10 protein-coding genes are annotated in these 10,652 nt (G+C 47.3%); all 10 read right to left on the bottom strand.

Features of this window, described 5'->3' with window-relative positions:
- Positions 1-252: 252 nt before the first annotated feature.
- The 10 genes from E5S67_RS02855 to hpsA all read right to left on the bottom strand — a co-directional run bounded on the left by E5S67_RS02855 (position 253) and on the right by hpsA (position 10,645).
- A complete protein-coding gene (locus tag E5S67_RS02855; protein ID WP_172185283.1) occupies positions 253-831 on the bottom strand; it encodes a transposase in 579 nt (192 codons plus the stop codon).
- 115 nt (positions 832-946) lie between these two features.
- A complete protein-coding gene (locus E5S67_RS02850) occupies positions 947-1,093 on the bottom strand; it encodes a hypothetical protein (RefSeq protein ID WP_172185281.1) in 147 nt (48 codons plus the stop codon).
- Positions 1,094-1,150: 57 nt separating this feature from the next.
- Positions 1,151-1,366, bottom strand: a complete 216-nt coding sequence (locus E5S67_RS02845; protein WP_172185279.1) for a hypothetical protein — start codon at positions 1,364-1,366, stop codon at positions 1,151-1,153.
- Positions 1,341-1,961, bottom strand: a complete 621-nt coding sequence (locus tag E5S67_RS02840; protein WP_172185277.1) for a prepilin-type N-terminal cleavage/methylation domain-containing protein — start codon at positions 1,959-1,961, stop codon at positions 1,341-1,343. Before E5S67_RS02840 ends, E5S67_RS02845 begins: the two co-directional genes overlap by 26 nt.
- Positions 1,962-2,152: 191 nt before the next feature.
- Positions 2,153-2,392, bottom strand: coding sequence for a hypothetical protein (locus E5S67_RS02835; RefSeq protein ID WP_172185275.1), 240 nt, complete (start codon positions 2,390-2,392; stop codon positions 2,153-2,155).
- A complete protein-coding gene (locus E5S67_RS02830) occupies positions 2,371-3,009 on the bottom strand; it encodes a Uma2 family endonuclease (protein WP_172185273.1) in 639 nt (212 codons plus the stop codon). The genes E5S67_RS02835 and E5S67_RS02830 overlap by 22 nt, the downstream gene beginning before the upstream one ends.
- Positions 3,010-3,140: 131 nt before the next feature.
- On the bottom strand, positions 3,141-3,764 hold the full coding sequence (locus E5S67_RS02825; protein WP_172185271.1) for a pilus assembly FimT family protein: 624 nt from the start codon (positions 3,762-3,764) through the stop codon (positions 3,141-3,143).
- A 58-nt stretch (positions 3,765-3,822) separates the two neighbouring features.
- Complete coding sequence (gene hpsC, locus E5S67_RS02820) at positions 3,823-4,857, bottom strand: hormogonium polysaccharide secretion pseudopilin HpsC (protein WP_172185269.1); 1,035 nt, start codon at positions 4,855-4,857, stop codon at positions 3,823-3,825.
- Between the two features lie 63 nt (positions 4,858-4,920).
- A complete protein-coding gene (hpsB, locus tag E5S67_RS02815; RefSeq protein WP_172185267.1) occupies positions 4,921-5,562 on the bottom strand; it encodes a hormogonium polysaccharide secretion pseudopilin HpsB in 642 nt (213 codons plus the stop codon).
- A gap of 40 nt (positions 5,563-5,602) precedes the next feature.
- Positions 5,603-10,645 (bottom strand): hormogonium polysaccharide biosynthesis protein HpsA, encoded by a 5,043-nt coding sequence (hpsA, locus tag E5S67_RS02810; protein ID WP_172185265.1) that lies wholly within the window; start codon positions 10,643-10,645, stop codon positions 5,603-5,605.
- Between the last annotated feature and the right edge of the window lie 7 nt (positions 10,646-10,652).

The raw sequence follows: 10,652 nt of genomic DNA, 5'->3' as shown, positions 1-10,652 counted from the left end.
ATCGACAACACGGCTGTGGAGGACACGGCAATGCCGTTTCCCTACCCCAAAATTATCTATTAATTATTGTAGGGACACGGCACTGCCGTGTCCTGATTTCTATCGACAACACGGCTGTGGAGGACACGGCAATGCCGTTTCCCTACCCCAAAATTATCTATTAATTATTGTAGGGACACGGCACTGCCGTGTCCTGATGCCTCCTGCCGTGTCCTGATTCCGTCGGTTTCTATACAAAACGTATTTTTATCTTTAAAAACGCAAATCTAGCAAAATAGGGTGATTTTTCTGATATTCTAATTTCTCAGGATTTTGACCCCAACGCTGAGGATTGTTGATGATGTATTGCCTTTTGCAATTCAAAGTTTTTTCATCGCGGATAATTGATTCGTGAAAACCATCTTGCCAGACAGGAACTTCTGTTGTCTCGCAGAACCTATGAATCAATCTTGTAACAGCACTTTTATACGAACGGATTGCGGTAGGGATAGAACCGCGAACGGGTTGACCAAATTGTTCCGGGGTAGGGACACGCCTTGGCTGTTCCTTTATTGGGGTATTGTCAACGATCGCCAACAGTCCATGTATATGATCTGGCATAATCACAAAGGTATCTAATTGAAAGCGGGAAAAATGATTGGGAATGTCTAACCAACAAATGTGGGCAAGATAACCTAAAAAATTTAATCGCATTTGACCGTCAATCACCTCGCCGAATATACATTGTCGTGCCTCGGTGCAAATGGTAATATGATAAACGCCCGGTTGAGTGTAATCGTATCCTTTAAGACGAACAGAACGGCGGTGGTGTTTTTGTGGGTCGTAAGGCATGGTATGAAAATAGCGTTTTTGGAATATAAAATTTGTAGGGAAACGGCACTGCCGTATCCTAATTTGGGGTAACGGGTAAAATTAACCCGATCGCATATAATCATCGACAACGAGGCTATGGAGGACACGGCAGTGCCGTTTCCCTACCCCAAAATAATCGATCGCGCCCGAGGATGTGACCATCGACAACGAGGATATTGAGGACACGGCAATGCCGTTTCCCTACCCCAAAATAATCGATCGCCCCCGAGGATGTAACCATCGCCCGATTTGTAGGGATACGGCACTGCCGTATCCTGATTTCGGGTAACGGGTAAAATTAACCCGATCGCATATAACCATCGACAACACGACTATTGAGGACACGGCAGTGCCGTTTCCCTACCCCAAAATAATCGATCGGGCCCGATCGCATATAACCATCGACAACGCGGATATTGAGGAGACGGCAGTGCCGTTTCTCTACTCCAAAATAATCGTAGCTTGCGGGGTGGCACGCCATCGCCCTGTCAGTAACAATATCTTTTGTTTTCATTGGGTTTTGATTGTCTTTGGGAGGTGCGCTTATGTCCTAGGAGAGTGGAGATGATGATGCAGCGTTGGCTGTTTTTTAAGTTGGGATGAGATAGTGTTAGGGTTCCTTTGGCTCTGATACTGGTTAGGGTGCAGTCGTGGTCGCTTCGAGATACGGGGCAACCTCGGTGGTTGAACATGACTCGCCGGATTGTGCCGTTTTCTTTTTGCTCGTTGTTTTCATTTACTTGGAGCACTGTTGTTTCCTCTTTATCTATTTGAATTTGCGGTTCTAGGTTTTTCCATTGACTGGCTGGTACTTGGCCTGGGGGAATGTCGGCTGGGTGAACTGCTATTTGTACATTTTCTCCTACTTCTTTGAAGCTGGCTTGCCATGAAATTTTGTCGCGTTTGGCGTTGCTGTGGGCAAGTTCCATTGCCGAATAAGCTCGATCGAGCGATACCTTTAAACGCTGGTTGTTGATGAACATTAGCCAGGAGGGGGCGACGATCGCACTAAATATTCCTATGATTAAAATAATTATCAATAGCTCTATCAGTGTAAAACCTGCGGCAGGTGTAGTGGCTCTGCCTTTGAGCGTTTTATTTATGGACACGTAGATGCACTCCCTGATATTTAGCTGGCAAAAAAACAGCTAGGAGGAGCTATTTTTTATTGGCTATATTTTAACTTTTGGGTTTGGGGAGTGTGTAGATCGGTATTTACTGAAAATTTATACCAATTTAAATGCGGGTAAGGAAACGGCACTCAGGAAATCGCGGTAGGGAAACGGCACTGCCGTGTCCTCTATATCATGTCGCTGGTGCAACCGGAAACGATATCACTACAGCAAATTTGTCGATCGCCCGATCGGATAATTTGCCCGATCGGATAATTTGCCCGATCGGATAATTCGCCGATATTGATTCGATCGCATGGTGTGGATGAGAGTCGATCGCCCGATCCTATAAATCGCGGGTATTGATTCGATCGCCCGGTGTGGATGAGAGTCGATCGCCCGATCGCTAAATTTGCGCTTTTACCCAAGATCGAAAGGCTTTCATCGCGACGTTTCTGCCGGCTGTTTTGCTTTGCTGCAAATACTGGGGGATGAGCTCGGTGATGGGGAAGTTGGGAAACTGGAGACTGCGATCGGACTGTATGTATTTTCCATTTTGCAATACGCTGATTTCCAGGTTGCGGCCGTTGTAGCGCCACAATTCGGGTACTCCTAAGGCTTCGTAGTTATTGAACTGAGTCCGGGAGGTGAGGTCGATTTCTATGGCTAAATCGGGAGGTGGGTCTGTTTCTAAGTCGATGCGGTTTTTGCCTCTGACTGCGGCTTCGTTTTGGATGTAGAAACAGGTATCTGGTTCTACTCCTTGAGCCATTTTTTGATTTTTGAATGTGGTGGAACCCAGAGGTAAAAATTCGATGTCTAATTCTTCAAGGAGAATTTTCACTAAGTCGCCAATATTTTCTTTGCCAACTTCGTGTTCGGGTAGGGGAACCATGATTTCTAAGGTTCCTTTGCTGTATGAAAGTCGGGATGCGCGACTGTCTCCCAATTCTGTTAGTAGGGTTTCAAACATCGGCCAGGTTATGTCTTTGAGTAATAGTTGATTTCCTGGCTGGATGATTATTTGTTTTAGTTCTAGCTGCATATTTTGACTATTTTAATAGGATTTGAAATATAAAATAATTTAAGTTAATATATTTTAGCAATGCCGAACTTATGCGGAATTGCTGTTAGAGATTAAGATTCAATTTATTGAAAGCTATTAGGGGCACCCAGTTAGTTGCATTCTGTTCCTTCAGCAGTTCTCATTCCTCCTATGATAGTTTCCACGATCGCGCACTGCTTAGCACCACCCTTAACAGGAGAAACACTGACTTTAAAAGGCAGGGTTGGTGGACTGTTAGGATCGAAAGCACCATCAAACTTAAAAGTGAGCGATTTTTGAGTAGCAGTAAGAGTAGGAGCAGGAGGAGCAGCAGGAGGAGTTGTATCTCCACCAATAACAGCAAGTTGAACCTGTCCAGCTTTAACTTCACCTCCTGCATTTAACTCTTGTGTACCACCACCCGTACTTAGTGGCGGGTAAAAAGTTACTTTTAGCGGGTCATTAATATCAAATATAATAGTGGTATCGCGCTTAGTTCGCTTTGCTTCGCTTTGTGCCAGTCGTAACGATTGGAGGACGCGATCGTTCACAGTGCGAACTCTTTGTCTGTTGATGAATGCCTCCCAGCTTGGAGCGGCGATCGAACTTAATATACCTATGATTAACGCTATCACGAGCACTTCTAGAAGTGTGAATCCTCCATCGCCCTTTCTGGATGCAGTTTTGTGGAAATTATGGCTGGGCTTGGCAGCCGAGTTATGCAAAAGTTTTAATAATATTGGTGGGATTTTCATGGTATTATCCTATTGTTTATCAACGGGCTGCGATTGGGAAATGTGTTTCAGAAATCAGCTACTTTCCTAACCCAGCTAGACCTTGTACTTGAACGGTTGCTGTTGGGAAAAATGCCGATTTGTTGGGGGTGTAAGCAGTATCGTTGGGTTGAAGGCGACGCAGGCTGTTTCCTCTGATAGTAACTCTGGCTAAGTTTTTAGATGTATCTACACAAGCGTAGAAGCTGTGCGTTGGGGTTGTTGCTAAGCTGTCTGTTATTAGTAAATCTGAGGCGTTGATAGGAGTTGAGCCTGCTGCTGTTGGATCTACTACGCCCAGAGCAATTTTGCAATCAGGCGGTTGTGGAACATTAGCGGTACTGTGGTCGATATAATTAACCAATACTTGAGGAGGCTCGGGAAAAGCCACTCCCTTCGTCACATTTGTCACATCTATTGTGGGCTTACTAAAATCAAAACTTTCATTAAAAGCTGAATCTTTTCTTTGCTCATTTGTAGTTTCACTATCATCCTCTTTATAGTAGGCCTGAGTTAAAGGGTTTTTGACTCCATCCGTAATTTCATAGCGGGCAATACGGGTAGGACAATCGTTTCCTGAAGGCTGACACCAAGTATTGACCGTATCTTTAAAGTGGTAGTAAGCAACTAATGATCTTAGGTAAGTGTCGTTGCATGTATTAGCGGTGCAATCTTTTGGTTTTAGAGTAGAAGCATCAACAGGAATCGATTTTTTAATTAGCTGTCGCTTCCAGAATACGAGAATCGGAACTTTATTAGCATCTCCATTATTTGGAAGTTGATATCTAATTGCATTAATACCCTTGCCATCGTAAATATAAATAGCTTGACTCAAATCTTGGGCAATGAAATCAACTGCTGCCTGAAGGTCTTGCTCGGTGTTTGACTTGACTTGTTCTCTCCTGTCGGTATTCAACATATCGACTACAAAACCGAGCATCGGCGTGATGATTAAAAACGCCATAATTGCTCCGACTAATAGCTCGACGAGAGTCATGCCCTTGTCTGTTTGATCTGGCCCGGAGCGGTTTTGCTGGTGCTGACTTTTGAGAAGCAACCTGAGTAAAGTTTTCATTTTGACTATTTCCTTTGTCAAAGGGGGGAGCGATTTTAAAGTTAATAACGGAGACTTTGATTATTACTTACAGCCAGTGGTGTTCTTGAGTCGATCGCACAACGATCGATATGGAGACGCAGCTCCTTTTGTAGTAGGGGGAATTTCTGTTTGCATTACCACCAAAGGCGCTTTAGGATTGCCAAGACCGGAATTAGCGACTGATTGCTGTTCAATTTCCATCGTACCTCCGGTAAACCCATCCGCCCGGTACACCCGCACACTAAGTTGGTAGCCTGTTGTTGTCGGATCGGTCGGATTAGTTGGATTTCGCCAAGCACCTTGAACAAAAAACTCTTTGCTGCCAGCACAACCTGGCGTTTCATCTAAGTTAACGCAGTACAAATTACTCTCAGGGTTTGTAGAAGCAGGAGCTGGAGCAGGAGCAGTACCAACAGACGTATCTTGGATAGGAAAACCTTTTGGGCTTTTTGGATCACCATCTCTGATTGCCCCCACTCTCAGAGCGTCGATGTAAGTTCTCGCCGCCATCGTAGCAAGTTCTATCCGCCGCGCTTGTACGCGAGTCGCTACTGAGTAAGCCATCACAGGGGCGATCGCGATCATCAGCACCGAGACTACAATCATCGCTACCAACGACTCGATAATCGTGTAGCCACCATCTCGCGAATGGGGTAAATTTTGCTGTTGTTGTCGCTTAGTCATAAGTAGGACTCCAGTAATTGCGCGGCGGAAAGTTAGATGGTTAAGTGGAGCATTTAGCTCGATCGGCAGTTGTGAGGGTTTCGGTGGCGTTCTTTTTGTCCTTTTCTAAGGTAGAACACATCAAAGTTTTTATCCAATCGTCATTGCGAGGTACTTCCCGGAAATACTCGTCCGGGGTTCGTAGTGAGGGAGGGGTTGTGAACTTTTGGGTAAACAAATCAGGCGGCTGAGATAGCAAGCCCACGTCATAACCCCAGTTCCGGGTGGGCGGGCTGAAGTATGGAATCTGATTACCTGATATGTTGTATACAGTTATTAGTGAATTAGTACCACTAGGAGCCGTAGGCTCTGTAGTAGGAGTAGATGATCGGGCGAACACAGTTTTTAGCCCATCAGCCGATGCTGACGGATAACCCGTCGGCATAGTTGGCAGATAAGGTGCGGTATTAAAGGCGCTACGATTTAGCTGGATGAAAGACCCTTGGATGTTATTAGAAATTGGAGTTGAAGTTCCTTGGCGCCAGAGTTCCAAGAATCGGGGCAAGTTTTGCAAACCGCCGTTAAAGTCACCCGAGGTAGAGTTTAGCGTCCTTGAGGGAGTGTCATTTGCTCCAACAATCATATTGAATGTAGTCTCTCCAGCCACGGATATCCACCCTGTTGTGTCAGCAGCAGCAGTACCTCGTGGAGTACCTGGGGTGGCTGCTGTTGCACTCATGAGCTGCGGAACTGGCATCAATAGCGGCTGCGATCCCTGTAATGGACTAAGTTTGCTTTCTGTGGCGATGGCCGGTAGAGGTACTTTGCTGCCGTCTGTAGTGCCAGCAGTAGTAGCGTCGGTGTTGATCTGATACGGAGGATTGGTAGCATCGTAAGCCACATTAGCCCCACTCTTGGCTGCAAACCAAAGAGCGTTAGTTCCTGTGCGGCCTGCACCTGATATGACGAGTGGGGGTGTTGCTGTACTAAGCCCCAAAGGCTTTGGAGCATTAAGGGATGCCAGAGCGAAAGGTGGAGTAGTGGCTCTCTCAAAAGCTACGCGGCGGGGGAAGCGCTGCAATTCTGGCGCTGGCGGAATTTCAGTTGTTCCCGCTGGATAAGCAACGGCTGTGTAGGTCTCATTAACTTTTGCCTTACCTAGTTCTGGTGTGGATGGGTTCGCCAATGCTGGATTAACGTACCAGTCTTCATCCGTACACGCAGAAACTGGCAGTTTTGTACAAACTTCCATTACATACTCTGGGAAAGGCCCCCGGCGCTGGACGGGGGTGACAAAGTTGTTGAAGTAGGAACTCCAGAGCGGCTTGGGAGTTGAAGTCACATAGTTAGCGTCTTTCACAGTTACCGGATCTGCTTGTGCCTTTAAATTGCCGTTAGTTGAAAACGAGCCGCTGGAAAGTCCGTTAGTAACAAAGTTGTTGTTGAAAAATCCTTGCTGTCTGCGAGGTAATACAGCAGCAGCGCCCGCATTGTTTCTGAGGTCAAAATCTCCCTCGTTGCGGAAGCCAAAACGGTAATTGTTTGAAAGCAGGGTGACAGCATCTGCCAGTATGTTTGCGGGACGCCAATCATCGCCGGTTGTACATTTACCATTTAGTCTGGGGTCGTTTGGGCGACACGCAAAGTTCTTATTGAGGTCGTTTTTGTTGCGAGTGTAAAACTTGTCCCAATCAGCAATAGTTTTAAACTGTTCTTGGGAAGGAGCTTTAAACTCGTGTTGGGTGTGTAGGTTAAATTCGCCTTTGATGTAAACGGGCAAATTAGATGCCAAAGTCAGCCCTTTTTCCATAACTACATTGGCAATAGTGGGAGGGAGACTAGGAATTCTGGCTAGCTGGCGACCATTAACCAGCAGAATTCCGTTAGGTTTGCGAGTCGGGTCTAGTAAGGAGTCCGTAGGGCTAACTCTGGCACTAATACTTTCGTCTGAATCTCTCTTACTACGATCGGGCAGGGCATCATCTCGGCTGGCGTATATAATCCCGCTGTATGGCAGTAAAGGCTCTCCCACAGTTGGGTTTAGTTTCCGCAATTCACCGAGGTCTATCTGAGTCGCGCGAATTTCTAACGGTTGACGTTCTTCTAAGGGCTGGTTGTAATAGCCTGTTAGATTTGCTGGTTTTGCTGTTCCAATAGTTGTTAGAGGACTGCTCAGCGTAAAGGCTTCGTTGACGTTGGGGGTATTCGGGTCGTCACGATCGATCGCCTTGACTTCTCTGGCATTCAAAAATGCTACTTCTTGGATAGCTCCGGGAGGAATATCAGAACTCACTGCCTTGGGGGCGGTGGCTATAATTTCTAGGGCGCACATGGTAGAGTCGATCGCTGCTCTGTCAGCCAGAGTGCGATCGCCCGGTTCTTTCAGTAGCGCGTTTCTCAAAGGCTCGTTGGCAAACCTACCGTCAGGAAAAACGTAATTAGCTTGCCTTTCTAAATCAGTTGGCGCGGTCCCGCCTAACAAGCCCTGTGTAGCCGGAGCTGTACTTGCAGTTGATTTTGGGTCTTGTGTCCTATCGGCCGGTTTGTCGTAAACTACTCCATTGTTGGAACCAATTTGAGTTCCGGGAGTCCCTAATGCGGTGTCGCCACTTACATCAGTTCCAGCAGGAAGTGTAGATAAATTTCTGGCTGTGGAAGCGTTGCTGGGGTCGTAGTAGCTGCTGACGCAGGCAAAGGGCTTAACAGGCTTGAGGTCTATTGGTGTTAGATTTGGATTGTAGCCACCCTCTTTTTTGTAGTGATAGACTGCTGTCGCCCGCATCCGTAAATCGCCCTTAGCATACTGGGGAGTTTTGGGGTCAATGGTAGTAGATCCTGTTACTGGTAGTACGAGCGTTGCGGGGCGGGGAACCCATTTTGCAGGATCATAAGCGCCACCAGCACTATTGTCATAAACTTTAGACCCTGCCCCCAGGGGTGACATCGGCATCGAGTCGGGCCAAACAACAGGATATTTCTCAACAACAGCACCTGTAGTTTTGGGATCGTCGTAAGCATCAGTTGCGCCATTTCCCAATAACGTACCATCTAAGGGATTTATCCAAGTAGGGGGTGGCAGAAAAGAATTGGTGCGTTCGTAAACTCCTGCACTGGTGATCACCCGAAGACCACCAACGCCATCTAGAGGATTTTTAGGTTTTTCCGCTGCTGCTCCTTCCCAGAAACCGCTGCGATCTGTGGCTCCTACGTCGGCCAGCTTTGTTACCTGGGGCGATCTGGTACGCGGAATGCCACTGGTGTCGCTAGAATTCCACTTGCCTGGGATTTGGTCTGGCTCACTGGTGAATTTGCTGCCGTCCCATCTCTTAGCTGGTAGGTTGTTACCCGCAATCACGCGATCGCCCAGCAATAGTTCTTCAGGTAGGGGTGAGCCATCTTCTGTTGGTGTTGTTGTTTCTAGCTGATCTGCTTTTAGTGCGATCGGGATTGTAGCGTCCGAGGTGCTCCATTTGACACCGTCTAAAGGTTCTAAAGGTCGCAGAGTGTCGAGGCTTGCAGTAATGGGCAGCGTTTTTGGTGCCGCGCCGTATGTGTCCGATGCCTTTGCCTGCGTAAGTCCTACTCCTACAGGTCCTACTTCTTTAAAGGGAACCTTGCGGAGCATCTGTTTAAAATATTCTTCCAGCGCTTGTTCCCGGGTTTGAGTGCTTGTTGGTCTATTTTGCACCGAAAATGGGTCGGTAGTATCGGCGTTGGCCATCTGTGCTGCGACTAGCGAAGAGAGGCGATCGCTATAGGCAGCATTGTTGTAAAGTACCTCCAAGCTGCTATTGGTGGTGGTGGATTCAGCATTTGCGTTGCTAATAGTTTTTGCCGCACCCAGCATGGCTGTGTTTCTATCACCTGTAAGTGATGAGGCATTTTTGAAAAGATGCACGCCCACTGGATTAATTTGTCCGTCAGTGGTATTGCCCGACCAGCCATTAACTACATTCCCTCCTACAACAATTTTGCTATTTTCTTGTTCATAAAAACAGGAATCTGGGCTGCTAACTTGATAGAATCGTGTCCTATTCGCCCCATTTAAGTTGGTCACCAACAAATTACTATTTGTGAATATCCGCCCATTTAGATTCAACTCAGGCCCTGGCGATATATCCAAGTCGTCTTCATAAACTACCGCGTTGTTAGCGAGGGGAATGCGGCTTTGGTCTTGCTGGTATTCGAGAGCCGATGTGCTGGCCGTTCCTGTTAACGGTTGATAGTTAGCGCCCAAACTGCTCGCTTCCGAGGCTGTAATCGGTACATTAACTGTGTCAACAAAAAAACTTTTTTTAAGTTGGCCGTCTATCCTGTACCACCCAGAGTTGCCTACCAAACTAGCGACAGTACCTCCACCTTGCACGCACTCAGGATTGAGACTTTTCGCCGAGGTCGGTGGCGTTCTTGCTTCGATCGACTTTCTGGCCCTTGTGAAGTTGCCTAAAGTTGGGCCTGGAACATTACTGCGCTTTGGACTGCGGAAGAATATGCCGTAAATAGTAAAAGTGTCAAATTTGCCATCATTATTAGTATCTACCGGATATCTCCACGCAGTGTTGATCGCTTCGTTTTCTACATCTGTTATGGGGTCTACCACGGGGGCTTTAGGATCGACAGCAGGATCAGCGGTACCGTTTTGATCGAGGTCTGCTCTGAGTACCAGACGTTCCTCGTCTCCAAAGCTATAAAGATCCGTAGCTGCGCCCGTAGCATTCGCCATCCGGGCGTACAATTCTGGATCGGATGGAGTACCCGTCGGTCTTTGCGGGTCTTCCCACAGCAGGAACTGAATTTTTGCTTTTGCCCGATCGAGCGCCGGAGTCGCGGCCGCCAGCACCTGCTGGTTCACGCGCACGTTACGCGCCGTATTCGCCCGATCGAACGATCGCAGGGTAATCGCCACTGTCAACAATATTACTACCAGCAACACCATCGTCACCGTCGGCAGCACAAACCCCGCCATCGGCAGTCTCGCCCTGCGGCCCATAGCCATCAGCGCTTGCAGCATTGCTCTCATCAGCCGCTTCGCCCCGGATCTCGTAACACCAGCAATCCGCCGCAGCAGCGATACGATAACTTTGGATAATTTGCTCTTAAACATTGACGCC

Origin of the sequence: Microcoleus asticus IPMA8, from assembly GCF_013179805.1 — a bacterium.
Taxonomy (GTDB): domain Bacteria; phylum Cyanobacteriota; class Cyanobacteriia; order Cyanobacteriales; family Microcoleaceae; genus Microcoleus; species Microcoleus asticus.
The sequence above is the reverse complement of the archived record's forward strand: the minus strand, read 5'-3'. Positions and strand labels throughout refer to the sequence as shown.

Coding starts and splice junctions, on each gene's coding strand:
- E5S67_RS02855 (WP_172185283.1), bottom strand. CDS start 831: ATGCCTTACGACCCACAAAAACACCACCGCCGTTCTGTTCGTCTTAAA.
- hpsB (WP_172185267.1), bottom strand. CDS start 5,562: ATGACTAAGCGACAACAACAGCAAAATTTACCCCATTCGCGAGATGGT.
- E5S67_RS02850 (WP_172185281.1), bottom strand. CDS start 1,093: ATGGTTACATCCTCGGGGGCGATCGATTATTTTGGGGTAGGGAAACGG.
- hpsA (WP_172185265.1), bottom strand. CDS start 10,645: ATGTTTAAGAGCAAATTATCCAAAGTTATCGTATCGCTGCTGCGGCGG.
- E5S67_RS02845 (WP_172185279.1), bottom strand. CDS start 1,366: ATGAAAACAAAAGATATTGTTACTGACAGGGCGATGGCGTGCCACCCC.
- E5S67_RS02830 (WP_172185273.1), bottom strand. CDS start 3,009: ATGCAGCTAGAACTAAAACAAATAATCATCCAGCCAGGAAATCAACTA.
- E5S67_RS02825 (WP_172185271.1), bottom strand. CDS start 3,764: ATGAAAATCCCACCAATATTATTAAAACTTTTGCATAACTCGGCTGCC.
- hpsC (WP_172185269.1), bottom strand. CDS start 4,857: ATGAAAACTTTACTCAGGTTGCTTCTCAAAAGTCAGCACCAGCAAAAC.